Here is a 24,356-nt window from a genome sequence, read left to right as displayed (position 1 = left end):
GAATTGCCGCGTCGCACGGCGCTGCGGCCCCCGCCCAGCGCTTCCGCCCGCACCGACGGATCCCCTCCTGGTGCACCGGCTGCCGACCGAGAGGCGGAACCCCGGCACGTCCCATGACGCCACGCCGAGGTACCCGCATGCCTTCTCCGGGCCGCCGGACCCTACCGAAGAGGACCCTGCCCGATGTTCCGCACGCATCCCCGCCGCAGCATCCTGATCGCCGGAGCCTCCACCACGGCCGTCGCAGCCGCCGCCACCGTGGCGCTGATCGTCCCGCAGCTCGGACCGGACAGCGTCGCCACCGCCGAGGTCTCCGCGTCCACGGCGCCGGTGGCCGAACTCGGCTCCGCCGGGGCGCCGCAGACCGCCGACGCCGCTGCATCCGGCGACAGCCGGGTGGCGGAGACCGGGAAGATGTCCTCCCGCAGCGAGACCAGGGCCCAGCTCCAGCCCGGCGCCGCAACCACTGCCCCCGGCGCTGCCGCCGAGGAGAAGGCCGCCGCAGCCGCGAAGGCCGCCGCCGACCACCGGGCGCACCTCATCGCCCAGGCCAATGCCAAGGCCCGCGCCGAAGCAGCCGCCAAGAAGGCCGCCGCCGACCACCGGGCCCATGTCATCGCCCAGGCCAACGCCAAGGCCCGCGCCCAAGCGGCCGCCAAGAAGGCCGCCGCCGCGGCGAAGGCTGCCGCCGACCACCAGGCCCACCTGATCGCCCAGGCCAATGCCAAGGCCCGCGCCGAAGCAGCCGCCAAGAAGGCCGCCGCCGTGAAGAAGGCCGCGCCGAAGACGCTCTCCGGCAGCCCGCAGGAGATCGCCCGGCAGATCGTCGGCAACTCCGGCCAGTACCAGTGCTTCGCCCAGATCGTGCAGCACGAGAGCAGTTGGAACCCGACCGCCACCAACCCCTCCTCCGGCGCCTACGGCCTGGTCCAGGCGCTGCCCGGCTCCAAGATGGCCTCGGCCGGCGCCGACTGGCGTACCAACCCGGCCACCCAGATCAAGTGGGGCCTCAGCTATATGAACGAGCGCTATGGCAGCCCCTGCGGCGCCTGGAGCTTCTGGCAGTCCCACCACTGGTACTGAGCAGCAGGTACTGAGCAGCCGGTCAGCGCTTGCGCATGACCTCGGGCTCGTGCCGACGCAGCAGCCGGACCACCAGGAAGGCGCAGATCAGGCCGAGCACGACCAGCACGCCGGCGGAGGTGGCCCAGGCGGAGACGTCGTGGTCCCACAGCGGGTCGGTGCGGCCGTCCCGGCCGTCCGGCGGCGGCGAGATGGCGCCCAGGCTGACGGAGGAGCCGAGCGCGGCGACCGCCCAGCGGGCGGGGGCGAGCCAGGCCAGCTGCTCCAGGCCGGGTGAGCCGAAGAGCGGGAAGAGCGCGCCGCAGAAGACCACATTGACGATGGCCACCAGGACCAGCAGCGGCATGGTCTTCTCCGAGGTCTTCACCAGGGAGGAGATCACCAGGCCGAGCATCATGCTGGTGAGGCCGAGCAGCACCACCGCGACGGTCATCTCCAGCAGCGGGTTGCCGCCGATCACCACACCGTCGGAGGGCAGGTCGCGGGTGCCCAGGCCGATCCCGGCGACCACGATCGACTGCACGGCGGTGAGCGCGCCCAAGGTGAGGACCTTCGACATCACATACGCGGACCGGGAGAGGCCGGTGGCCCGTTCGCGCTCATAGATGACCCGCTCCTTGACCAGCTCGCGGACCGAGTTGGCGGCGCCGGTGAAGACGGTGCCGACCGCGACGATCAGCAGCACGGTGGCGGCGTCGATATTGAACTGCGGCTGCCCGTCCTTCATCGGTGGATTGGCGGGCAGCAGGCCGAACTTGGCCGGGATGGCGAGGCTCACCGCGCCCATCACCACCGGCAGGATGCCGCAGAGCACCAGGAAGCCCCGGTCGGCGGCGATCACCGAGAGGTAGCGGCGGGTGAGGGTGGCCAGCTGGGAACCCCAGCTCTGCGGCTTCTGCGGCCGGGACTGCTCATGCACGATCGGCGCGGACTGCGGGGCCACGGCCTCCACGTCGGCCGAGTACATCTGGTAGTGCACCGACCCCCGGTAGCGGCCGGCCCAGTCGTGGTCCGGGTAGTTCTCGAACGCCTGGAAGACATCGGCCCAGGTTTCGTACCCGAAGAAGTGCAGTGCCTCGTCCGGCGGCCCGAAGTACGCCACCGCGCCGCCGGGTGCCATCACCAGCAGCCGGTCGCAGATGGCCAGCTCCGCCACCGAGTGGGTGACCACCAGCACGGTGCGGCCGTCGTCGGCCAGGCCGCGCAGCATCTGCATGACCTCGCGGTCCATGCCCGGGTCCAGGCCGGAGGTGGGCTCGTCCAGGAAGATCAGCGAGGGCTTGGTGAGCAGTTCCAGGGCCACCGAGACGCGCTTGCGCTGGCCGCCGGAGAGGGCGGTTATCCGGTTGTCGGCCCGCTTGTCCAGGCGCAGCTCGTACAGCACCTCGTCGATCCGGGCGGCGCGCTCGGCCTCCTGGGTGTCACCGGGGAAGCGCAGCCGGGCCGCGTACTTGAGCGCGGTGCGGACGGTGAGCTCCTTGTGCAGGATGTCGTCCTGCGGGACCAGCCCTATGCGCTGGCGCAGCTCGGCGAACTGCTTGTAGAGGTTGCGGCCGTCGTAGAGCACATCGCCCCGGTCGGCGGGGCGGTAGCCGGTGAGGGCACGCAGCAGCGTCGACTTGCCGGAGCCGGACGGGCCGATCACGGCGACCAGCGCCCGCTCCGGGACGCCGAAGGAGACATCGTCCAGCAGGATCTTCTTGGCGCCCTTGTGCTGGACCTCGACGGTGAGGTGGCGGGCGGAGAAGGAGACCGCGCCGGTGTCGACGAACTCCTCCAGCCGGTCGCCGACCAGCCGGAAGATCGAGTGGCCGACGCCGAGGAGGTCCTCGGGGCCCATCACATGCCGCTGGACGGGCTGGCCGTTGACATAGATGCCGTTGTGGCTCTCCAGGTCGACGATCTCGTACCGGCCGTCCGCGAGCTGCCGCAGCTCGGCGTGGTGGCGGGAGACCGACAGGTCGGAGACGACCAGGTCGTTGTCGAGCGCGCGGCCGATCCGCACGGTGCGCATGCCCTGCGCCAGATTGCGGATCATGGTGGGGTTGCGGTCGCCGTAGACCGGGGTGAGCCCGCTGCCGGAGCCGCCCTGCTGCTCCCAGCCGGCGGGTACGCCACCCTGCGGGGGTACGCCACCCTGCGGGGGTACGCCGCCGTGCACCGGGGCGCCGCCCTGGAAGGCCGCGGCCCCCTGTGCGCCCTGCCGGGGCGGCGTGCCCCAGCCCGGCTGTGCGGTGGGGCCGGCGCCGATGCCGCCCGGCTGCCGGCCCCAGGGCTCGGGCGGCTGGGCGCCCTGGCCGCCGCCGCTGACGTCGTGCCACTCCCCCGCCCCGACGCCGACCGCCCCGGGTATGGCCGCGCAGGTCAGCCGGGGCCCGTTCTCGACGTTGCCCAGGGCCACCACCGTGCCGGGCACCAGCACCGCGCGGGTCGTCCGCTGGCCGCCGACGAAGGTGCCGTTGGTGCTGCCCTGGTCGTCCAGCAGCCAACTGCCGCCGTCGAAGGCGATGGTGGCGTGCCGCCAGGAGACCCGGGCATCGTCGAACGCCACGTCCGACTGCGGGTCGCGTCCCAGCGAGTACGTCCTACCGGATTCCAGCGTCCGGTTCTGCCCGTTGATTTCAAGAACGAGTTGCGGCACTTTCAGCCTGCCCCACTCACGTAGTCCCCCGAGTTTTCCCTCTGTGGGGAGTCTAGGGATGGCGTATGACGGGGGGAATCATTCCAGCTCGATCACTACGGGGTGAACTCGGCACGGACACTGTGACCGTGTGGCAACGTTGACGCAGCCGCGCGGCGGCGGTGCGATGGGTCCGGGCCTGCGGCGGCATCCGCCGGGGTCGGACGGGCGCCGGGACGGAAGAGCGGGGGCGCTATGGGCAAGGGTGCGGGGCTGCGCTGGGCGGTCCAGGCGGCGGCTGCGGTGAGCTGGGCCTTTGTGGCCATGGCCGGGGTCGCCGCGCTCGGGCTGCATCTGCTGGGCGCCGACGGGTATGCGCGGCTGGGCCCGATGACGGCGGCCGTGGTCGCGCTGGGCGCGGGTGGCTCGCTCACCCCCACCGGCTCGGCCGAGGTGCTCGGCGCGGGCGGCATCGCGGGGGCGGACACCACGCTGGACCTGATGCCGCTGGGGGTCGCCTTCACCGGCGCGGCCGTGCTCGGCTGGCTCTTCGTGCGACCGCTGCGCGGCCGGGCGGTGGGACCGCGAGAGCTGGGGGTGCGCGCGGCCACGGCGGTGGTCTGCTTCCTGGCCGTGCTGGGGCTGCTCTGCTGGGCGGGCGAGGACACCACCACGCTCGACCTCGCCGGTCTGGTCGGCGGTGGACTCGGCGGTGAGGGCGGTGAGGGCGGCGGGGGCGGTGGCGGCGGGCTCGGCGGTCTGCTGGACCCGGGCAAGCTCGGCGGCTGGCTCGGCGGCATCGCCAAGCCCACGGCCACCCTCGGCTACTCGGTGCAGACCGGGCCGACCCTGCTGGCCGGGCTGGGCTGGGTGCTGCTGGTGCTGCTGCTGGCCCTCACCGTCTCCCGGGGCGCCCCGCTGCCGCGCGGCTGGGAGTCGCTGCGCCGCACGGTCCGGCCGGTGGCCTCGGCGCTGTGGACGGTACTGCTGGGCACGGTGCTGGTCGGCGCCGTCACCGCCGTGGTGCTGCCGCTGACCGAGGGCTCCGACCCGGCCACGGCGGCCGGCGGTGCCCTGCTGGGTACGCCCAACGGGGTCGGCCTGGCGATGCCCATCGGCCTGGGGGTGCCGGTCACCGCCCAGGCCACCGGCGCGCTGGTGAACGTCATCCCGGCGCCGCTGGACCAGCTGGTCAAGGGCGGCACGGTGCAGCACATCACGGTCTCCCGGCTGATGGAGCTGGACGGGTCGCTCTGGGTGCTGCCGGTGGGGGTCGGCCTGCTGGTGCTGCTCGCCGGGGTGCTGGCTGCCGTACGGACGCCGCTGCCGGCTCCCGGCGGGAAGCCCGGGTCCGGGTCCGGGTCCGGGTCCGGCGTGGTGCGGGAGGCGCTGGGCGCGGCGGTCCGGCTCGGCGTCGGTCTGGCGGTGCTGCTGCCCGCCGGGCTGGCGCTCTCCCGGGTGGCGGTCAACGCCAACCTGTCGGTCTTCGGCTTCGACGCGATCGGCGCCCGGGCGACGCTCGACGGCAGCCTGCCGCAGGCCGCGCTGTACGGGCTGCTGTGGGGGGCGGTCGCCGGGTTCGCCGGGTGGCTGCTGGTCGCGCGGTTCGCCTCGGCGAAGCGACCGCCTGCCGTGGGGGCCGGGCTCGGGGCCGGGCCTGGGCCTGGGCCTGGACCTGGGCCGTCCGCCGGACCGCCGCCGATCGACCGCCCGGCACCGTATGGAACGCTGCCCGAGCACCGCAGCCCGGGCGGCGCGGCTCCGGAGAACCCGTACCGCTCCGGGGGCAGCGGCTTCAACCCGTACGCCGACGGACCGCACCACACGCCCCCGCCCCCGCCGCACCCGCCGGGGCACGACACCTCCGGCTGACCACCCCCGCCCCGGCCCGCACACCGGGGCCACCCGTAGAGCCCACCGCGCGTGCGCAATCCGCCCGCGCCCGGCGGCACCTGCGCAACCTCCGCCGGGGAGCGCACGCGCGGGCGTCCACGAAGCGGACGGGGGGCGAAGCGTCCCACGCACGCCGGGTAGCGTGGTTGACACCATGAACGCATCGCTCCCGTCAGCCGATCCCCTCCCCGAACCCACGCCGCAGCCCAGGACCCTGCTGGTCAAGGTCTTCGGCAAGGACCGGCCCGGCATCACCACGGGTCTCTTCTCCACGCTCGCCGACTTCGGCGTGGACGTCATAGACATCGAGCAGCTCGTGACCCGGGGGCGGATAACGCTCTGCGCCCTGGTCACCCCGCCGTCCGGCGGCGCCCCTGGCCCCGAGGGCGAGCTGCGCTCGACCGTGCACCGCTGGGCCGAGGACCACAAGCTCCAGGCGGAGATCATCTCCGGGACCGGCGACAACCGGCCGCGCCGCGAGGGCCGGTCGCATGTCACCGTCCTCGGCCATCCGCTGACCGCCGGAGCCGTCGCCGCGCTCACCGCCCGGATCACCGAGTCCGGCGGCAACATCGACCGGGTGTTCCGGCTCGCCAAGTACCCGGTGACCGCCGTGGAGCTGGCCGTGTCAGGGGTCGCCACCGAGGCGCTGCGCGGGGAGCTGGCGACGGAGGCCGCCGCCCAGCAGGTGGACGTGGCCGTGGTCCGCGCCGGGCTGCACCGCCGCGCCAAGCGGCTGGTGGTGATGGACGTGGACTCCACGCTGATCCAGGACGAGGTGATCGAGCTCTTCGCGGCGCACGCGGGCTGCGAGGAGCAGGTCGCCGAGGTGACGGCGGCGGCGATGCGCGGCGAGCTGGACTTCGCCGAGTCGCTGCGGGCCCGGGTGGCGCTGCTGGCGGGCCTGGACGCCGGAGTGGTGGACAAGGTCCGCTCCGCGGTCCGGCTGACCCCGGGCGCCCGTACGCTGATCCGGACCCTCAAGCGGCTGGGCTACCAGGTCGGGATCGTCTCCGGCGGCTTCACCCAGGTCACCGATGACCTGGTGGAGCGCCTGGGGCTGGACTTCGCCGCCGCCAACACCCTGGAGGTCGAGGACGGCCGGTTCACCGGCCGGGTGGTGGGCGAGATCGTGGACCGTGCGGGCAAGGCCCGGATGCTGGCCCGGTTCGCGGAGCAGGCGCAGGTGCCGCTGGAGCAGACGGTGGCCATCGGGGACGGCGCCAACGACCTGGACATGCTGAACGCCGCCGGGCTGGGGGTGGCCTTCAACGCCAAGCCGGTGGTGCGCAGGGCCGCCGACACCGCGGTGAATGTGCCGTTCCTGGACACCGTGCTCTATCTGCTGGGCATCACCCGCGAGGAGGTCGAGGCGGCCGACGCCCTGGACGCCTGACCGGACACTCCTCCACTGGGCGCTCCTCCACTGGGCACACCCGGCGGCCCCGGCCCGCAGCGGTTCGATCCGCCGGGCCGGGGCCGCCGTCGTAGCGGAGCGGAGGGTCGGTCGCGGCGTCAGTCCTGGGGCGAGTGGAAGGCGACCAGCTTGGCCACACCGGGTTCGACGCTCTTCCAGGAGCCGGTGAAGGTGAGCACCGCCACCGCCGAGGTGGGGAAGCCGCTGCGGCGCAGCCTGATCAGGGTGTCGCCCTCGGACTCGGCGGTCAGTACCTCGGTGAGGCCCTGGACGCCGGGGTTGTGGCCGACCAGGAGCAGGTCGCCGATGTCGTCGGTGGTCTCCTGGACGACGGCGATGATCTCGCCGGGGCTGGCCTCGTAGAGGCGGTCCTCGTAGACGGTCTTCCGGGGGCGTTTGGGCAGCTCGTGACCGACCAGCTTCCAGGTCTCGCGGGTGCGCAGGGCGGTGGAGCAGAGGACGAGTCCGGGGTTGATCCCGGCGCCGGCCAGCCAGCGGCCGGCGTCGGGGGCGTCCCTCCGGCCGCGATCGGCCAGTGGCCGCTCGTGGTCGGGCACCGACGGCCAGTCGGCCTTCGCGTGCCGGAGGACGATGATCCTGCGGGGCGTGTCGACGCTCATGCAGCCAGCTTTCCAGAAATCGCCGCCGTCGGCGCGGTGCTCCGACGGCAGCCACTCCTGGTGGGGACCGGCGTGGGGATCAGCCCATGTTCTGGGCGATGGTCGCGATGATGCCGACGGCGACCAGGATGCCGGCGATGGCGGCGAACATCAGCAGCAGCTTCTTGTGGCCGTCGGTGGGGTTCGGTTCGAGCACGGGCATGGTCCGAGTCTCGCACCCCGGCGGCGGTGGCGGGGCACCGGGGGCGCCGCGTGTCTCAGACCTCGTCCTCGATGTGGCGGGCGCGTCCGGCCAGCACCCCGGCGGCCATCTGCGGCACCAGCAGCGCGGCGAGCAGGCCGATCGGCACGTACCAGGAGCCGGTGCCCTGGTAGAGGGCGCCGACCAGGACCGGTCCGGGGATGGAGATCAGATAGCCGAGGCTCTGCGAGAACGCGGACAGCTTGGCCACCCCGACGGCGCTGCGGGCCCGCAGGCCGATCATGGTGATGGCCAGCGGGAAGCAGCAGTTGGCCAGTCCGGCCAGTACGGCCCAGAGCCAGGGCGCGCCCGCCGGGGCCAGCGCCAGCCCGGCGTACCCGGCCAGGCCGAAGCAGCCCAGGACCACGACGAAGAGCCGCTGGTCGCCCCGGGCGGCGGCGAGCGAGGGCAGCGCGAAGGAGACCGGCACGCTGATCACCATGGTGACGGCGAGCAGCACCCCGGACTCCCCGGCGGAGATGCCGGCGTCCTGGTAGATCTGCGGCAGCCAGCCCATGGTGGCGTAGGCACCGGTGGCCTGGAGGCCGAAGAAGATGGCGAGCGCCCAGGCGGTGCGGCTGCGCAGGATGCGCAGGGCGGGGGCGCCGCCGGCCGTCTCCCGGGAGGCGGCGGAGTTGCCGCCCCGGTCGGCGGCGAGCGCGGCCAGCCAGAGCACCAGGGCGATGGCGGCGGCGGCCGCCCAGATGCCGAGACCGGCCCGCCAGCTGCCGCCGACGGCCGAGGTGAGGGGGACGGTGACGGCGGCGGCCACGGCGGTACCGGCGGAGAGCGCCATGGAGTAGAGGCCGATCATCGGGCCGACCCGGTCGGGGAAGTACCGCTTGACGATCACCGGCATCAGCACATTGGAGACGGCTATACCGGCCAGGGCGAGGGCGCTGAGCAGCAGGAAGACGGCAGTGTTGCCGGCGAAGGCGCGGGCTGCCAGGCCGGCCGTGATCGCTCCCATGCCGGCCGTGACGACGGCCGCCGGACCGATCCGGCGGGCCAGGCCGGGGGCGGCCAGGCCGAAGACGGCGAAGCAGAGCGAGGGGACGGCGGTGAGCAGTCCGGCGACGGTGGCGCTCATGCCCAGCCCGTCGCGGACCCGCTCCAGCAGCGGGCCGAGGCTGGTGACGGCGGGGCGGAGGTTGAAGGCGGCCGCGACGACGGCGGCGGCGAGCAGCAGCCGCAGTCGGCGGGCGGTGCGCTGGTGGTCTCGGTGGCGCTCCGGGGCGCGGTCGGAGGCGGGCCGGTCGGCCCGGGCCTCTGCTGTGAGGTCTGCGGAGGTCGACATGGCAACCATCATAGAATCATGGGATGACTTCTCCGCCATTCCCCTGTTGGATGATGGGAGGAGCAGTCCCGACCCGGAAGGAGTCCCATGGCGCTGTCGTCCGCCCGGCGCACGCCCCTGTCCGACCAGGTCATCGGGCAGTTGCGCGCCCAGATCACCTCCGGCGAGTGGCCCGTCGGCTCACGTATCCCCACCGAGGCCGAGCTGGTCGAGCAGCTGGGTGTGGCGAGGAACACCATCCGCGAGGCCGTACGGGCCCTGGCGCACAACGGGCTGCTGGACATCCGGCAGGGCTCGGGCACCTATGTGGCGGCCACCAGCGAACTCGCCGGGGTGATGCACCGGCGGTTCGCCGACGCCGAGCCCGCCCGGGTGGCCGAGCTGCGGGAGGCGCTGGAGGCTTCGGCCGCCGGGCTGGCGGCCCGGCGCAGCACCGGTCGCGACCTGGAGCTGCTGGATGTGGCGCTGCGGCGGCGGGAGGAGAGCTGGCGGTCCGGTGGGCTGGAGGCGTTCGTCCAGGCCGACGCCGCCTTCCACCAGGCGGTGGTGGCCGCCGCCCACAACGAGGTGCTGGCCGCGCTCTACGCCGACCTCGGCGAGGTGCTGCGCGCGCATCTGCGCCAGGACATCGGGCCGGTGCTCTCCGACGACCGGTATGTGAGCCATGAGCGGATCGTGGAGGCCATCCGGCGCCGCGACCCCGAGACGGCGTCGGCGGAGGCCGCCGCCGCCATCGGGAAGTGCCCCGCCAAGGCCCGCTGAGTCCGGGGGCGGGCGCTCAGGTCGCCGGACCTCGGGTCGCGCCGGGCCCTCAGGTCACGGTGGCGCGCTGTTGGAAGCGCTCCCCCCGGTGCTCGCCGGACACCGCCACCTCGCGGAGCTGCCGTACCGCCTCCAGTACCTCGGTGTGCGACACATAGAGCCCGTTGACCCCGAAGCGCAGCAGGTCGGGCGCGCGCATGTCGCCGATGACGCCGCGCGCCACCAGCGCCTGGACCAGCGGGTATGCCTCGGGGTGGCGCAGGGAGACCTGGCTGCCGCGCAGCTCGGGGCTACGCGGGGTGGCGGCGGTGAAGCCCAGCCCGTCCAGCAGCAGGTCGGCGCAGTCCAGGAAGAAGCCGGTCAGCGACACGTTCTTGGCCCGCACCTGGGCCATCTCCACCCCGTCGAAGGCGGTCAGCGCCGCCTCCAGGGCCAGCAGTGACAGCAGCGGCGGGGTACCGATGCGGGCGCGGGCGATGTCCGGGGCCGGGCGGTAGCGGCCCTCCATCGCAAACGGGTCCGCATGGCCGTGCCAGCCGGTGAGCGGCTGGTCGAAGGAGCCCTGGTGGCGGTGGGCGAGGTAGAGGAAGGCGGGGGCGCCGGGGCCGCCGGAGAGGTACTTGTAGCCGCAGCCCACGGCGAAGTCGGCGCCGATGCCGTCCAGTTCCACGGGCAGTGCGCCGGCGGCGTGGCAGAGGTCCCAGAGGATCAGCGCCCCGGCCCGGTGGGCGGCCTCGGTGAGGGCGGCCATGTCGTACCGCTCGCCGGTGCGGTAGTCGACCGGGGCGTACGCCGCCACGGCCACCCGTTCACCGTCGGCGGCCAGCGCGGCGGCCAGCTCCCGGGCGGGGACGCGGCGGACCTCCAGGCCCAGCAGCCGGCCGACCGAGTCGGCGATGTACTGGTCGGTGGGGAAGTGGTCCGGGTCGGTGAGCAGCAGCGGGCGGCCGGGGCGCAGCCGGGAGGCGGCGGTGAGGGCGTTGAAGAGCTGGACGCTGGTGGACTCCCCCACCACGGTCTGCCCGGCGGCGGCGCCGATCAGCCGGCCGATCGCATCGCCGACCCGCTGCGGGGCCTGCCACCAGCCGTTGTCGTTCCAGGAGCGGACGAGGTCGGTGCCCCATTGGCGCTGTACGGCGTCCTGGAGCACGGGGGGCACGGCGGCGGGGAGTGCGCCGAGGGAGTTGCCGTCGAGGTAGATGACGCCTTCGGGCAGCAGGAACCGCTCGCGTACGCCGGCCAGTGGGTCGGCGGCGTCCAGTGCGGCGGCGCGGGCCGCCAGGGCGGTGAGGGCGTCGGCGGCTGTGGTCACCGGGTTCGCCTCCATGGGTGCGGGGAGGGGCGCGGATCTCGCGGCCCGCCCGCACCCTATGCCGGGCGGGGGCGGGCGGGCAGTAGGCGGGCAGTTGAGCGGGGGCGGACGGGCAGTAGGCGGGCAGTTGAGCGGGGGCGGACGGGCAGTAGGCGGGCAGTAGGGCGGGGGCGGGCGAGGGCGGGCGGGCAATGGGCGTGGGGGCGGGCAGTAGGCGGGCGATGGGCCGGGTCAGGCCGGTGGGACGATCTCGGGTGCGCCGAGGCGTACGGCGTCCGCCGTGTGGTCGTCGGGCTGCTCCTGGGCCTGCCGTTCGGCCTCCACCCGCTTGAGGTAGTGGTCGATCTCCCGCTCCACCTGGTCCTCGCCCCAGCCGAGGGGTTCGGCCATCAGCCCGGCGACGGTGCGGGCGGCGTCCACGCCCCGGTCCCAGGACTCGATGGAGATCCGGGTGCGGCGGGCGAGCACGTCGTCCAGGTGCCGGGCGCCCTCATGGGTGACCGCGTAGACGGCCTCGGCGCGCAGGTAGTCGTCGGAGCTGGGCAGCGGTTCGCCGAGGGAGGGGTCGGCGGCGACCAGGTCGAGCACCTCGTTGACCAGGGAGCCGTAGCGGCGCAGCAGGTGCTCCACCCGGGCGACATGCAGACCGGAGCGGCGGGCGAGGGTGTGGCGGGCGTTCCAGATGGCCTGGAAGCCGTCGGCGCCGAGCAGCGGCACGGTGTCGGTGGTGCACCCGGGCACCTTCTCGTCGAGGGCGCGTACGGCCTCGTCCACAGCGTCCTTGGCCATCACCCGGTAGGTGGTGTATTTGCCGCCGGCGACCACGACCAGGCCGGGCACGGGGTGGGCGACCAGGTGTTCCCGGGAGAGCTTGCTGGTGTCGGCGGCCTCGCCGGAGAGCAGCGGGCGCAGGCCGGCGTAGACGCCTTCGACGTCCTCCGGGAGGAGCGGGGTGACCAGGACCTGGTTGACGTGGTCCAGCAGGTACTCGATGTCCCGGGCGCTGGCGGCGGGGTGGAACTTGTCGAGGTCCCAGTCGGTGTCGGTGGTGCCGACGATCCAGTGGCGGCCCCAGGGGATGACGAAGAGCACGGATTTCTCGGTCCGCAGGATCAGCCCGGTGCGGGAGTTGATGCGGTCGCGGGGCACCAGCAGGTGGACGCCCTTGGAGGCCCGTACATGGAACTGGCCCCGGGTGCCGGCCATCGCCTGGGTGTCGTCGGTCCAGACGCCGGTGGCGTTGATCACCTGCCGGGCGCGCACCTCCGTCTCGGTCCCGGTCTCCAGGTCGGTGACGGCGGCGCCGACGACGCGTTCGCCCTGGCGCAGGAAGCGGGTGACCCGGGTGCGGTTGGCGACCAGCGCGCCGTACGCGGCGGCGGTGCGGGCGGTGGTCATGGTGTGCCGGGCGTCGTCGACCTGGGCGTCCCAGTACTGGACGGCGCCGACCAGCGCGTCGGTACGGAGCGCGGGGGCCTCCCGCAGGGCGCCCCGGCGGGTGAGGTGGCGGTGGCGGGGCAGGCCCCGGGCATTGCCGGAGGTGATGCCCATGGTGTCGTACAGCAGCACGCCGGAGCCGACGTAGGGGCGTTCCCAGACGCGGTGCTGGAGCGGGTAGAGGAACGGCACGGGGCGGACCAGGTGGGGGGCGATCCGCTGGAGCAGCAGGCCGCGCTCCCGCAGGGCCTCGGCGACCAGCCGGAAGTCCAGCATCTCCAGGTAGCGCAGCCCGCCGTGGATCAGCTTGCTGGAGCGGCTGGAGGTGCCGGAGGCCCAGTCGCGGGCCTCGACCAGGCCGACGGAGAGGCCCCGGGTGGCGGCGTCGAGGGCGGCTCCGGCGCCGACCACGCCGCCGCCCACCACGAGGATGTCGAGTTCCTGATCGCCGAGGCGGTAGAGCGCTTCGGCGCGGGACTGGGGCGAGAGTGCCACCGGCTTCACCATGGGTCAGCTCCTCGTCGTGCGGTTGTGCGCGGACGGCGTGCGGTCCGCCTGGCTCACTCCACCTCGACCCAGTCGAGGGTGCGCTGCACGGCCTTCTTCCACCCCGCGTACCCCTCGGCCCGGCGCTGCTCGCTCCACCGGGGCTCCCAGCGTTTGGACTCGTGCCAGTGCTCGCGCAGCTCGTCGGTGTCCCGCCAGAAGCCGGTGGCCAGGCCGGCCGCGTAGGCGGCGCCCAGCGCGGTGGTCTCGGCGACCACGGGGCGGCTGACCGGGACGCCGAGGATGTCGGCCTGGGTCTGCATGCAGAGGTCGTTGGCGGTGACGCCGCCGTCGACCCGGAGGACGTCCAGGTGGACGCCGGAGTCCTGTTCCATCGCCTCGACGACGTCGCGGCTCTGGTAGCAGATCGCCTCCAGGGTGGCCCGGGCCAGATGGCCGTTGGTGTGGTAGCGGGCGAGGCCGACGATGGCGCCCCGGGCGTCGGACCGCCAGTACGGGGCGAAGAGGCCGGAGAAGGCGGGGACGAAGTAGGCGCCGCCGCTGTCCGGCACGGTGGCGGCGAGCCGTTCGCTCTCGGCGGCGTCGGTGATGGCGTGCAGCTGGTCGCGGAGCCACTGCACGGCCGAGCCGGTCACGGCGATGGACCCCTCCAGGGCGTACACGGCGGGGGCGTCACCGAAGCGGTAGGCGACGGTGGTGATCAGGCCGTGCCGCGAGCGGACCGGTTCGGTGCCGGTGTTGAGCAGCAGGAAGTTGCCGGTGCCATAGGTGTTCTTGGCCTCGCCGACGGCGAAGCAGACCTGGCCGACGGTGGCGGCCTGCTGGTCGCCGAGCACGCCGGTGATGGGCACCGCCCGGCGCAGCGGCCGGGTGGTGCGGGTGCGGCCGTATGCCTCGGGGTGGGAGGAGGGGTTGATCACCGGCAGCATGGCGCGCGGGATGCCGAAGAGGTCCAGCAGTTCGTCGTCCCAGTCGAGCGTCTCCAGGTCCATCAGCATGGTGCGGCTGGCGTTGGTGACATCGGTGGCGTGGATGCCGCCGTTGGGGCCGCCGGTGAGGTTCCAGAGCACCCAGCTGTCGGTGGTGCCGAAGACGGCGTGGCCCTGCTCGGCTGCGGCGCGGACCCCGTCGACGTTCTCCAGGATCCATGTGAGCTTGCCGCCGGAGAAGTAGGTGGCGGGCGGCAGACCAGCCCGGCGGCGGATCAGGTCGCCATGGCCGTCGCGTTCCAGGGTGGCGGCGATCCGGTCGGTGCGGGTGTCCTGCCAGACGATGGCGTTGCAGTAGGGCTGGCCGGTGCGCGGGTCCCAGACCACGGTGGTCTCGCGCTGGTTGGTGATGCCGATGGCGTCGAGGTCGGCGGGGGAGATCCCGGCGGAGCGGACCGCGTTCTGGATGGCGACATTGGTGCGTTCCCAGATCTCCACCGGGTCGTGTTCGACCCAGCCGGGGCGCGGCAGGATCTGGGTGTGCTCCAGCTGGTGCTTGGCCACCTCGTTGCCGTCGTGGTCGAAGATCATGAAGCGGCTGCTGGTGGTCCCCTGGTCCACCGCGCCGACGAAGTCCGCCATGGCTGCTCCCTCTCCTCGGCTGCTCCCCTCGCTCCCCTCGCTGCCCGGCCCCTGGGTGTCCGGCCCCTGGATCTCGGGGCCGTCCCGGTCAGCCCGGCTGCTCGGACGGGGGGACGCTGCCGGCCGGCTCGGGTTCGGCCGCCGCCATCCAGCGGCCGACGACGTACTGGTAGAAGGCGGCGCCGACCAGCCCGCCGACCAGCGGCCCGACGATGGGCACCCAGAAGTAGAGGTTCCCCCACTGGTCGCGCCAGGCGGTGCCATAGCCGGTGAGGTAGCTGGCCAGTCTGGGGCCGAAGTCACGCGCCGGGTTGATGGCGTACCCGGCGTTGGTGCCGAAGGCCATGCCGAGCGCCACCACGATCAGGCCGATGATGAAGGGGCCCAGATTGGCGCCGGGCGGGGTGTTCAGCATGTCGGTCACCGCGAGGATCAGCAGCAGCAGGATCGCGGTGCCGATCACCTGGTCCCGGAAGGCCCCCCACTCGTGCACGCCCGCCGCCGGGTTGCCGTTGCCGGGCAGGGTGGAGAAGACGAACTGGGTCTTGAAGGTGTGCCCGGGGTCGTACCTGGCCAGCACCTCGGTGTAGTTCCAGCGCACGATCAGCGCCGCCACAAAGGCGCCGGCGGTCTGGGCCAGGCTGTACGGGACGACCTTGCGCCAGGGGAAGCCCCGGAAGGCGGCCAGCGACACGGTGACCGCCGGGTTGAGGTGGCCGCCGCTCAGCCGCGCCGCGACATAGACACCCAGGGTGACGGCCAGGCCCCAGGCCCAGGAGATGCTGTCGTGGTTGCCCAGCCCGCCCTTGGGGTCGGTCAGCCCGCCGCCCGCGACCACCTGGGCCACCACCCCGGCACCGAGCAGGAGCAGCACCATGGTGCCGGCGAACTCGGCCGCCAGCTCGCCGGTCAGTCCCGACCCGCGCGTTCGCTCAGCCATCAGTGCCCGCTTCCCGCCGGTGGAACAGCCGGCTCGGTGGCCCGGTGCCTGACCATCCTGTGCACGGGTACCCCGGTGCCGCCCCTCGGCATACCGCCGTACGGGTGGGCCGGGGGCCACGCGGCGCGGCCCGGCGGCCGAACCCCGTGGGGTCCGGCCGCCGGGCCGTGGTCAGAAGCGGGTCAGGCGCGGGTCGGTCGGTCAGGCGCCGACGGCGTGCAGACCGCCGTCCACGTGGACGATCTCGCCGGTGGTCTTGGGGAACCAGTCGGAGAGCAGCGCCACAACGCCCCGGGCGGCGGGCTCCGGGTCGGTGAGGTCCCAGCTGAGCGGGGCCCGGGTCTCCCAGACACCGGCCAGGTCCGCGAAGCCCGGGATGGACTTGGCGGCCATCGACTTGATGGGGCCGGCCGAGACCAGGTTCACCCGGATGTTCTGCTTGCCCAGGTCGCGGGCCAGATAGCGGGAGGTCGACTCCAGGGCGGCCTTGGCGACACCCATCCAGTCGTACTGCGGCCAGGCGACGGAGGCGTCGAAGTCCATGCCGACCACCGAGCCGCCGGGCTCGCCGTCGGCGTCGCGCAGCAGCGGCAGGCAGGCCATGGTGAGCGACTTCAGCGAGTACGCCGACACCTGGACGGCGGTGCCGACCGACTCCCACGGGGTGTTGAGGAAGTTGCCGCCGAGGGCGTCCTGCGGCGCGAAGCCGATGGAGTGCACCACGCCGTCCAGCGACGGCAGGTGCTCGCGGACCCGGTCCGCGAGGCTGTCCAGCTGCTCGGTGTTCTGCACATCGAGCTCGATCACCGGGGCCGGCTTGGGCAGCCGGTTGGCGATCCGCTCGACCAGGCTGAGGCGGCCGAAGCCGGTGAGGATGATCTCGGCACCCTGCTCCTGCGCCAGCTTGGCGGTGTGGAAGGCGATCGAGGACTCCAGCAGGACGCCGGTGACCAGGATTCGCTTGCCGGTGAGAAGTCCACTCATGGTGATCAGTGACCCATGCCCAATCCGCCGTCGACGGGAACGACGGCTCCGGTGATGTACGCGGCGTCGTCCGAGGAGAGGAAGCGCACCGCGGAGGCGATCTCGGCGGGCGCGGCGTAGCGGCCGAGCGGCACGCCCGCGAGGATCTCCGCGCGGCGCTCGTCGCCGAGCACCGCGGTCATGTCGGTCTCGACGAAGCCCGGGGCGACGACGTTGACGGTGATGTTGCGCGAGCCCAGTTCGCGGGCCAGGGAGCGGGCGAAGCCCACCAGTCCGGCCTTGGAGGCGGCGTAGTTGGCCTGGCCCGCCGAGCCCGACAGGCCGACGACGGAGGAGATCAGGACGACGCGGCCCTTGCGCAGCCGCAGCATGCCCTTGGCGGCGTGCTTGACGACGCGGAAGGTGCCGGTGAGGTTGGTGTCCAGGACGGAGCTGAAGTCCTCCTCGGACATGCGCAGCAGCAGGGTGTCCTTGGTGATGCCGGCGTTCGCCACCAGCACCTCGACCCGGCCGTGCGCCTCGTCGATCTCCTTGAAGGCGTCCTCGACCTGCTGCGCGTCGGTGATGTCGCACCGGACCGCGAGCACGTCGTACTTCGCCAGGGCCTCCGGGACCTCGCCGGAGCGGCTGGTGATGGCGACCTTGTCGCCGGCCTCGGCAAATGCCTGGGCAATCGCGAGGCCGATGCCCCGGTTGCCTCCGGTGACGAGAACCGAGCGGCTCACGGTCCACCTCTTTCCTGGTCGTTCGGGGTCCTGCGGGGCCGGTCCGGCCGGCGCGGTCTGGGCACGCATTGTGACGCTATCGGGCCGGGGCGGCGGCGGGCGCATCCGCCTCCCACAGTGCGACCGGCGCTGAACTGTGGGTTCCCCACAGTCGGCCTTCCCCGGACGGCGGATACCCCCGGGGCCAGTGTCCTCCCCCTGTCCGGGCAGCCGCCCCGCCGCCGGGCTGCGGGGGTGGCGAATGAGCCGGGCCGCCCGGGGCACTCGTACTCACAGGATCCGGCCTCGGCGCGGCCCTGACGCACGTGACCGCTGCCGACCGGCGGGACGGAGAACCATGGGTACGTCAGCCGAAGCACCCGGAACCGGGCCGGACGACGCCCGGCCGGGCCTGGGTGCCCATCGGGCCGGCGGGCTGGACGACGACGACCTGGACCGGATCCGGACCGGACTGCGGCAGGCCGCCGACCTCCACCAGCGGATGCACCGACTGCTCGACGCGGTGCTGTCGATCAGCGGCGAACTGGAGCTCTCCTCGGTGCTGCACACCATCGCGGACGCCGCCCGCGCCCTGGTGGACGCCCGCCACGGCGCCCTGGGGGTGCTCAACGAGGAGGGCGACTTCGCCGAGCTGATCCCGTCCGGCGAGGGCGCCGAGGGCTTCGCCGCGCTGGGGCTGACGCCGCACGGGGAGGGCATCCTCGGCGAGCTGGTGCGCAATCCGCGACCGCTGCGGGTGGACAGCCTGGCGAGCCATCCCCATGCCGCCGGGCTCCCGGCCGGGCATCCGGTGCTGGAGACCCTGCTGGGCGTCCCGATCCTGGTCCGTGGCGTCGTGTACGGAAACCTCTACCTCGCGGACAAGAACGACGGCAGCCCCTTCACCGAGGCCGACGAGTCGGTGGTGAGCGCGCTGGCCGGCGCGGCCGGGGTGGCCATCGAGAACGCCCGCCTGTACCGGCGGCTGCGGGAGGCCACCGAGGAGTTCCAGCGCCGGCTGCTGCCGGACCTCCCGGACCTCGGCGCGCTCCACCTGGAGGCCCGCTACCAGCCCTCGTCCGAGATCCCCCGGGTGGGCGGCGACTGGTACGACCTGATCCGGCTGCCCGACGGTGCGCCCTGCCTGATGATCGGCGATGTCATGGGCCACGACCTGCACGCCGCCACCGTGATGAGCCAGATCAGCAACATGCTGCGGGTGATCGCCTTCGACGAGCAGGAGCCGCCGAGCCGGATCCTGCACCGGCTGGACGAGGTGCTGCACCGCCTGCACGGCGGCCCGATGGCGACCGTGCTGGTCGCCCGGCTGGACGAGCAGGGACCCGACCACTGGCGGCTCTGGTGGGCCAGCGCCGGGCATCTGCCGCCGCTGCTGATCACGCCGGACGGGCGGGCGCGCTACCTGTACGGCGGGGAGTCGGGCATCCCGCTGGGCGTCGACCCCGACCTGCCCCGCCCCGACCACCACGAGACGGTGACCTCGGGCAGCACCCTGCTGCTCTTCACGGACGGGCTGATCGAGCATCCCCGGCACTCCCTGGACCGGGGCATGGGCGACCTCGCCCGGGTCGCGGAGGCGATGACCGGGCGGCCGCTGCCGGACCTCTGCGACGCCCTGCTGGGCCACCGGGGCGGCGTCTTCCACGACGACGTGGCCCTGCTGGCGCTGCGGCTGGCGCCCTGATCAGCCCGCCGCGGGGGCGGGAGGCCCGGCGGCGGCCGTGACTTTCGTCATGATCCGACCCGTTCCACCCCTTTCGCCCGGTACGGTCGCAGCGTCCCGACCGCACACCGCAGCGAAGGAGGCCGGCACCGGTGTCCGTCGACCTGACCCCCGTCATCGCCGCCACGGCGCAGTGGCTGATCCGGGCCTATCCACCGCCGCCCGGCGGCCCGCTGGGCCGCGCCCTGGCCGAGGCACAGGCCCGGCAGGCGGCCACCGTGGCGGCCCGGCTGCGCTACCCGGGCGCGCTCGACGCGGAGCTGCTGGTGATGGTCGGGCCCGGCGGCTCCGACCGGCTGGACCGGCTCAGCGGCGCCGACACCGCCGAGTACGGCGAATACGGGGAGTACGGCGAGTACGGGGATCCCGCTGACGCCTGGCGGACCTGGGTGGACGAGGTCGTCGCCAGCTGGGCCGCCTGCCTGCTGGCCGACCCCGCGCTGGCCGCGACCGCCGTGGCGGCCCTCGCCGTCTCCGGGGACGGCGGCACCGCCGCCGACTTCCGCCGGCTGACCGCCCCTGGCGACCACGACCACCGGGCCGCCGCACTGCTGCGCCACCCGGACCTGCTCGCCCCGGTGGCCGAGCTGCACCGGCCGCAACTGCTGCGGGCGCTCCAGGCGGACCCGCTGGAACCGGCCTGCTGAGCGGCCGGAGCCCGTGAGGGGCGCGCTCCGGCCGCCGTCCGCAGTGTGCCTGACCGGTCAGAGTCGCTGCCAGAGCGCCGGTACGTTCGGCGGCTCCCGACCCGTCTGGGCCTGGTGCCCCTGGAGGCACCGGCAGGCCGCCGAGCCATGGGTGACCTGGTCGCCCGCACCCCGTGCCGCACCCGCACAGAGAGCGCGCCGCCCGGCGTCCGCTCGATCCGCTTCGGCTGCCCGCTGAGCGCCGGCTGCGTCGGCCCCAGCGCCGTCGCCGCCCTGGTGAGGCTCCCCGCCTCGGCGGTCGCCCGGACCGTCTTCAGCTGCCGCAGCTCCGGATCCATGCGGCACAGCTTGGGCCGCCCGCTCTGCCCCCGGGGTCAGAACCAGGGCGCCGCCGCATCGCGCAGCGCCCGCACCGCCTCGGCCAGCCCGGCCGCCGAGGCCAGCGCCCCGGTCAGGGTGAAGACCGCCCGCTGGATACGGCCCCGCTCCGGTTCGCCGGTACCGGGCGCCGCCTCGGCCACCTCCTCCAGCGCCGCCTCGGCTGCCTGGGCGGCCCCGCCGGGCAGCGCTGCGGGGTCGGCGGCCCGCAGCTGCTCGCGCAACGCCTCCACGGCCGCCAGCAGTTGCCGCACCGCCGCCGTCTCCGCCGCCCCGGCGCCCCCGCCGCCGTACCGGGTGTACTCGGCGCGGGCATGGCTGCCGGTCTGCACATTGCCGGTGACCGAGCCGGCGATGTGGATGGCGCCGCCCGCGCCCCCGGCGTGCTCGTCCGGTGTTGTCGTCATACCGTCAACTCCTCGACTCTCCTGGACCTTTGGGGATCGCCCGTCACCCCTTCGAGGTCCCGATGCGCGGCTGGGGCGCCTGCACCTGCTGGTAGGTCGCGCGGGCGTGGGCACCACTCTGGACGTTCCCGGTGACATTGCCGCCGACCTGCACCCCGTTGTTGATCACCACGCTCTGCCGGGCGTCGTACTCATCGGTGCGGTAGCCGTGCTCGCGCAGGCAGTTGCGCACCGACGTCAGGGTGCGGGTCTCGATGCTCTTCAGGAACCGGAGCACGTCCATCTCCTGGAAGAGCTGCTGGAACTCGGGCTCCGCGCCCAGCTCCCGCACCGAGTACGCGGGGCCGTGGTCCACCGGCCGGTCGGCCCGGCACATCCGCTCGTACCAAGCCTCTCGGCGGGCGGTCCGGACGGCGGTGCGCACCGTGCGGAAGAGGTCCGGCACCGCCCGGCCCGGCAGCACCAGGGCCGAACCCAGGGACCGCCACACCAACCCGATCCAGTCCCCCGCGTCGGCCGGCGGCATCGCGGTGTCGATCGCGTGGTGGGCGCGGGCGATCGGCGGCAGCAGAAAGGCGCGGTTCTCCAGGAAGAGCAGGCCGCCCTGCAACTGCACCCGGGTGAAGACGGTCAGCACCAGCTCACCGCCCCAACTGTCCACCCGCACCGCCAGGTAGTGCCGCAGCCGCTCCTCGGCGGCCAGGTCCAGGCTGTCCACCCACCAGGTCTGCGGCGGCACCGGCGGCTGCCCGCCGGAATCGCCGGAATCGCCGGGCCGGCCGGGCTGGAGCTGCCAGGCCGCGTCCCGCATGGCGTGCGGGGCCACCCGGGCGAAGGCCGAGTCCGGGCCGGTACCGCTCCAGTCCCCGGCGGGGCCGAGCCGCAGCCCGCGCTTGAAGACGTAGTCGATCACCCTGATGCCGTGCAGCCGGTCGCCGGGGTGCGGCGGAGTACCGGTCTCGCCCAGGCGGAGCAGGTCGGTACGGAGGCGGGCGTGCACCGCCGGGGCGGTGAGCACGGCGGGGGCAGCGGGCGGGGTCGGCTGCTTGGCCAGGAGGTCGGTCGCCGCCGGGGCGTCCGGCACCAGCTCGATGGCGAAGGACCAGTGGTCCACTTCGACGCCCGCCCCGACGAACGGCGCATAGTCGCTGTAGACCACGTCCGGGTCGGCCTGCTGCTGCCGGAGCCTGCGGTAGCGGGCGGCGCGGGCGCCCTCGTCCGCCGGCATCGGGGCCCGCCCGGTGCCGAGTCGATGCAGGGTGACCAGCCTCCGGTACCGGTCGACCGCCGCCACTGCGGTCCAGGCCGCGAACACCAGCAGCGCGACCCAGAGGGTGGCGTGCCCGGGGCCGTCCGCCCCGGTGCAGGAGTACCGCTCCGCGCCGTAGTCATACGCACACCGCTGCGAGGAGTGCGAGGAGTCGCCGGAGAACCCGGCCGCGACCAGCGCCAGCGCCGTACCGCCGACCGTCCAGGCCACGGCCAGCATGGTCCAGAGCCAGACCAGTGCGCCGAGCAGGCGGACGGCCCGGGCCGACCCGGAGACGCCGATCCGGGCCGCCGCCCGCTCCAGAAGCCGGACCAGCACCCGGGCCAGGAAGAGCGACCAGCGGACCGACAGCACCGTTAGCGGCAGGGCCAGGGCGCCCCACACGTCGACCGGCAGGAGCAGCAGGGGCAGGCCGAGCATCAGCAGGCCCCGCTGCACGGCCCACCGCCGCGCCGCAAAGCACTCCTTGAGGATCGCGACCAGGTCCACCCCGAAGGACGGGGGCGGGATGCGGTGCGGATTCTCGACCAGTTCCTCGATCACCGCGTCCCGGAAGGCCGGGTCGAGGTGCGCGGCTCCGCGCAGATAGGCGGTGGCGTCCCCCTGTGCGTTTCCGGCCTGAGCCTGGATGAGCTGCCGGAGCGGGCCCGGCGGGGCGGCGGTGGGCGGCGGCGGCATGGCTCCGGAGGGCTCCGGGCGCTGTCCGGGGACGGGTCCGGACGGTCGGCTCATCAGGGGTGGCCCCTTCCCTGGCGGAGCGGGCCCCGGACGGGGGTGATCCACGTCCGGGGCCCGCCTTCTGCCGTGCTCAGTACGGAATGTGCCGCTCAGTCTGCACCGGGTGGCCCCGGACCGTCACCTCGGTTCCGGCCGCCGGTCCGTCAGAACGCCTGCCTGACGGCCCGCTGCTCGAACGCCCCGAAGGCGGCCTCCTGCCTCCACTCCACTGCGGCCTTGGCGCTGGACGCCAGGAAGGCGGCGCAGCGGGAGCCCGGGCGGGCGTGGCCGGGGCGGTCCGCCGAGCACTCCGGCACCACCCGGTAGCCGTCCCGGTCGCGCCACAGGCTGCGGCCGGGCAGGAAGGCGTACTCCAGGGAGGCCCGGGCCAGGTCCTTCAGCGCGTGGTAGTCCAACCGGTAGGTCAGCGCCGCCCGCTGGTACTCGTGGCTGATGTCGATCCGCTCCACGCCGGGGTCATCGGTGGCCAGGGCGACCGGGACGCCGTACTGCCGGTACAGCTGGAAGGGGTGCTCGGGGCCGGAGACATTGAGGATCTGCGCATTGCTGGTCAGCGGGACCTCGACCAGCACATGCCGCCTGGCCATCAGCCGCAGCAGCCCCTGCGGGTCGTCCTCGTGGCGCAGGTCGACACCGTGGCCGATCCGCTCGGCGTGGCCGACGAGCACGGCCTCGCGGATGTGGAAGCGCAGGTCCTCGGGCTTGACCAGGCCGGGGACCAGTTCGCCCGCGTGCAGGGTGATGTGGGCGGCGGGGTACTGCCCGTGCAGGTAGTCCAGCATCCGCATCTGGAGGCTGTAGTCGCGCAGCGAGACCGGGGCGTCCTCGGGCTGCACCAGGTTGATCGCGACATAGCGCGGGTCGTGCCGGGCGAGTTCCATGCCCAGCAGCATCTGGGTGAAGACCCGCTCGGGCGGGCCGGAACGGGACACCTGGGAGATGAACCGGACGGGCAGCGCGCAGCCGGGGCGCGGTCGGGCGGTGCCGCAGTGCGCGGCGGTGCGGAACTCCGCCATGGTCGCGTCCGCGTCGCTCTTCGCCTGCCGTACCAGCGTGTCGATCCCGCCGTCGGCCAGCAGCTTGCCGCGCATCCGGGCCAGGTCGCTGTCATAGCCGACCTTGGAGGCGAGCGCGGCGGCCCCGGAGGAGGCGGGGGTGAGCATGGTCTCCAGATAGAACTGGTTCTGCTCGGCGGCCGTGTCCGCGACCTCGGCCAGCAGCCGTCCGGGGTGGCGCCAGCTGGCCTCGCCGAACTTGCCGAAGGTGGCGAAGAAGTGGTCGTGGCCCGACTCCTCGCCGGGCTTGAAGTCCTGCATCGACCAGGCCCGGATCACCTGGCGCCGGAAGGCCGCGTCGGTCTCGGCGTCGGCCGCCGGCCGGGTGTTCCCGGTGCACGGGGGCGGGCTCGCGGTGGAACTGGTCCGGTCGATGCAGAGGCCGTCCTCAGCCGCCAGCCGCAGCAGCAGTTCGGTGGAGGCGGCGCCGGACAGGTGGTTGTGCAGGTCCCCGCCCTTGGGGAGGTCGCGGAAGAACGCGGCCAGCGCGGTGGGCCGGTCGCGGATGCTCTGGAGATAGGCCGAGGCACCGCGCTCGGCGGCGGTGACACCGCCCGCGCCGTCCGTGGCGGACGCCGACTGCGCGGGCAGCAGCGAGAGCGCCAGCGCGGCGCTCACTGCCAGCGGGAACAGGACAGTACGGCGCCGTGCGGCCACTCGGGGTACGAAGGTCATGGCCGCATCCTGGACACCCCGCCCCCGGATCACCCGGCGACAGGCCGCACCGCG

At 73.9% G+C, this 24,356-nt stretch carries 19 protein-coding genes and 1 pseudogene; 6 read left to right on the top strand and 14 right to left on the bottom strand.

The genetic code is table 11. The annotated features are described in order from the left end of the window. Window positions 1-183 precede the first annotated feature (183 nt). Window positions 184-1,083: an aggregation-promoting factor C-terminal-like domain-containing protein gene (locus C7M71_RS24315; RefSeq protein ID WP_114914537.1), complete on the top strand. Its 900-nt coding sequence runs from the start codon at window positions 184-186 to the stop codon at window positions 1,081-1,083. Window positions 1,084-1,105: 22 nt separating this feature from the next. Here the strand turns inward: C7M71_RS24315 and C7M71_RS24310 are convergent, their stop codons facing one another. Continuing rightward, window positions 1,106-3,724, bottom strand: coding sequence for an FHA domain-containing protein (locus tag C7M71_RS24310; protein ID WP_114914536.1), 2,619 nt, complete (start codon window positions 3,722-3,724; stop codon window positions 1,106-1,108). 234 nt (window positions 3,725-3,958) lie between these two features. Here C7M71_RS24310 and C7M71_RS24305 point away from each other — a divergent pair, with 234 nt between their 5' ends. Continuing rightward, window positions 3,959-5,575, top strand: coding sequence for a streptophobe family protein (locus C7M71_RS24305; RefSeq protein ID WP_111493626.1), 1,617 nt, complete (start codon window positions 3,959-3,961; stop codon window positions 5,573-5,575). 175 nt (window positions 5,576-5,750) lie between these two features. Then, complete coding sequence (serB, locus tag C7M71_RS24300) at window positions 5,751-6,992, top strand: phosphoserine phosphatase SerB (RefSeq protein ID WP_111493628.1); 1,242 nt, start codon at window positions 5,751-5,753, stop codon at window positions 6,990-6,992. 119 nt (window positions 6,993-7,111) lie between these two features. On the opposite strand, the gene C7M71_RS24295 is transcribed toward serB, so the two are convergent. The 3 genes from C7M71_RS24295 to C7M71_RS24290 form a co-directional block, all read right to left on the bottom strand. Beyond that, the gene (locus C7M71_RS24295; protein ID WP_111493630.1) at window positions 7,112-7,633 is read right to left on the bottom strand and encodes a SixA phosphatase family protein; all 522 of its coding nucleotides are present in this window, start codon (window positions 7,631-7,633) and stop codon (window positions 7,112-7,114) included. Window positions 7,634-7,712: 79 nt separating this feature from the next. Next, window positions 7,713-7,835, bottom strand: a complete 123-nt coding sequence (locus C7M71_RS32755) for an SGM_5486 family transporter-associated protein (protein ID WP_265737675.1) — start codon at window positions 7,833-7,835, stop codon at window positions 7,713-7,715. Window positions 7,836-7,890: 55 nt separating this feature from the next. After that, entirely contained in the window at window positions 7,891-9,171 is a 1,281-nt protein-coding gene (locus tag C7M71_RS24290) for an MFS transporter (protein WP_229758881.1), read from the bottom strand. A gap of 87 nt (window positions 9,172-9,258) precedes the next feature. Here C7M71_RS24290 and C7M71_RS24285 point away from each other — a divergent pair, with 87 nt between their 5' ends. Beyond that, window positions 9,259-9,933, top strand: coding sequence for a FadR/GntR family transcriptional regulator (locus C7M71_RS24285; RefSeq protein ID WP_111493632.1), 675 nt, complete (start codon window positions 9,259-9,261; stop codon window positions 9,931-9,933). Between the two features lie 49 nt (window positions 9,934-9,982). Here the strand turns inward: C7M71_RS24285 and kynU are convergent, their stop codons facing one another. From kynU to fabG, 6 genes are all read right to left on the bottom strand, one after another. Then, window positions 9,983-11,260, bottom strand: a complete 1,278-nt coding sequence (gene kynU, locus C7M71_RS24280; RefSeq protein ID WP_111493634.1) for a kynureninase — start codon at window positions 11,258-11,260, stop codon at window positions 9,983-9,985. A 216-nt stretch (window positions 11,261-11,476) separates the two neighbouring features. Further along, complete coding sequence (locus tag C7M71_RS24275; protein WP_111490341.1) at window positions 11,477-13,189, bottom strand: glycerol-3-phosphate dehydrogenase/oxidase; 1,713 nt, start codon at window positions 13,187-13,189, stop codon at window positions 11,477-11,479. A gap of 53 nt (window positions 13,190-13,242) precedes the next feature. Then, window positions 13,243-14,760, bottom strand: coding sequence for a glycerol kinase GlpK (glpK, locus tag C7M71_RS24270; protein WP_111490342.1), 1,518 nt, complete (start codon window positions 14,758-14,760; stop codon window positions 13,243-13,245). An 88-nt stretch (window positions 14,761-14,848) separates the two neighbouring features. Next, window positions 14,849-15,700 carry an MIP/aquaporin family protein gene (locus C7M71_RS24265; protein WP_111490343.1) on the bottom strand — a complete coding sequence of 284 codons (852 nt, stop codon included), beginning with the start codon at window positions 15,698-15,700 and terminating at the stop codon, window positions 14,849-14,851. 201 nt (window positions 15,701-15,901) lie between these two features. After that, a complete protein-coding gene (fabI, locus tag C7M71_RS24260) occupies window positions 15,902-16,684 on the bottom strand; it encodes an enoyl-ACP reductase FabI (RefSeq protein WP_111490344.1) in 783 nt (260 codons plus the stop codon). A gap of 5 nt (window positions 16,685-16,689) precedes the next feature. Continuing rightward, window positions 16,690-17,409 carry a 3-oxoacyl-[acyl-carrier-protein] reductase gene (fabG, locus tag C7M71_RS24255; RefSeq protein WP_111490345.1) on the bottom strand — a complete coding sequence of 240 codons (720 nt, stop codon included), beginning with the start codon at window positions 17,407-17,409 and terminating at the stop codon, window positions 16,690-16,692. A 337-nt stretch (window positions 17,410-17,746) separates the two neighbouring features. Between fabG and C7M71_RS24250 the strand changes: the two genes are divergently transcribed. Both C7M71_RS24250 and C7M71_RS24245 read left to right on the top strand, forming a co-directional pair. Beyond that, window positions 17,747-19,093 (top strand): PP2C family protein-serine/threonine phosphatase, encoded by a 1,347-nt coding sequence (locus C7M71_RS24250; RefSeq protein ID WP_111490346.1) that lies wholly within the window; start codon window positions 17,747-17,749, stop codon window positions 19,091-19,093. Between the two features lie 131 nt (window positions 19,094-19,224). Beyond that, window positions 19,225-19,779: a hypothetical protein gene (locus C7M71_RS24245; RefSeq protein WP_111490347.1), complete on the top strand. Its 555-nt coding sequence runs from the start codon at window positions 19,225-19,227 to the stop codon at window positions 19,777-19,779. A gap of 158 nt (window positions 19,780-19,937) precedes the next feature. On the opposite strand, the pseudogene C7M71_RS24240 reads toward C7M71_RS24245, so the two are convergent. From C7M71_RS24240 to C7M71_RS24225, 4 genes and pseudogenes are all read right to left on the bottom strand, one after another. Beyond that, window positions 19,938-20,117: pseudogene (locus tag C7M71_RS24240) on the bottom strand (helix-turn-helix domain-containing protein); the annotation flags it as partial. Between the two features lie 36 nt (window positions 20,118-20,153). Then, window positions 20,154-20,564, bottom strand: coding sequence for a DUF5955 family protein (locus C7M71_RS24235; protein WP_111490348.1), 411 nt, complete (start codon window positions 20,562-20,564; stop codon window positions 20,154-20,156). A 43-nt stretch (window positions 20,565-20,607) separates the two neighbouring features. Next, window positions 20,608-22,566, bottom strand: a complete 1,959-nt coding sequence (locus tag C7M71_RS24230) for a hypothetical protein (protein ID WP_162824345.1) — start codon at window positions 22,564-22,566, stop codon at window positions 20,608-20,610. A 149-nt stretch (window positions 22,567-22,715) separates the two neighbouring features. Continuing rightward, window positions 22,716-24,302, bottom strand: coding sequence for an adenosine deaminase family protein (locus tag C7M71_RS24225; protein ID WP_111490350.1), 1,587 nt, complete (start codon window positions 24,300-24,302; stop codon window positions 22,716-22,718). Window positions 24,303-24,356: the final 54 nt, after the last annotated feature.

Origin of the sequence: Peterkaempfera bronchialis (assembly GCF_003258605.2) — a bacterium.
GTDB lineage: Bacteria > Actinomycetota > Actinomycetes > Streptomycetales > Streptomycetaceae > Peterkaempfera > Peterkaempfera bronchialis.
The sequence above is the reverse complement of the archived record's forward strand: the minus strand, read 5'-3'. Positions and strand labels throughout refer to the sequence as shown.